The sequence below is a fragment of the Shewanella sp. SM32 genome (assembly GCF_025654235.1).
GTDB classification, from domain to species: Bacteria; Pseudomonadota; Gammaproteobacteria; order Enterobacterales; family Shewanellaceae; genus Shewanella; species Shewanella oncorhynchi.
Map to the genome: position 1 here is coordinate 1 of NZ_JAKKRO010000188.1, position 520 is coordinate 520.

At 45.0% G+C, this 520-nt stretch carries 1 pseudogene; it reads right to left on the reverse strand.

Features of this window, described 5'->3' with window-relative positions:
• Nucleotides 1–520, reverse strand: a pseudogene (locus tag L5M10_RS24115) (hypothetical protein); the annotation flags it as partial.

Below are 520 nucleotides of genomic sequence, written 5' to 3' on the forward strand. Positions count from 1 at the left end.
TCAGAGTTTACAACCACACCGCCTGCATCAACAGTATCTGATGCACCTGCAACTCCATTGGTAACCGTTGCCATTGTTAAGGTGCCACCTGCAGGGCCTACAGCCTTAATCCCTGCAACTCCATCCGCTGAAATACTCAGTTTATTAGTGCTTGAATCATAGGAAGCAGAATAGCCATCCTTTCCAATAGCAGTAGCTAAATCCTTCATACTTCCGTTAAATTTGCTTAAATCGTAAGACGTAGTACCAATATCTAATGATCCGGTATCAGCGGCAGTGAAACCTGTCAACTCTACAGATGCCTTAGTCGAAACTTTAACGCCTGTACCTAAATTATTTAGTGCTTCAGCTGCAGCTTTTGCATCCATAGCTGATATATCTGTTGCCGTAGATGTGCCATTAGGGCCGCTTAGTACAATGTTACTAGCGCCTGTTGCAACACCATATGCTGTTCCTGCCGCCGCAGCAGCACCAAATACACTGCCTGCACCTGTTTTTTGATTCTGACCAATTGAACCTG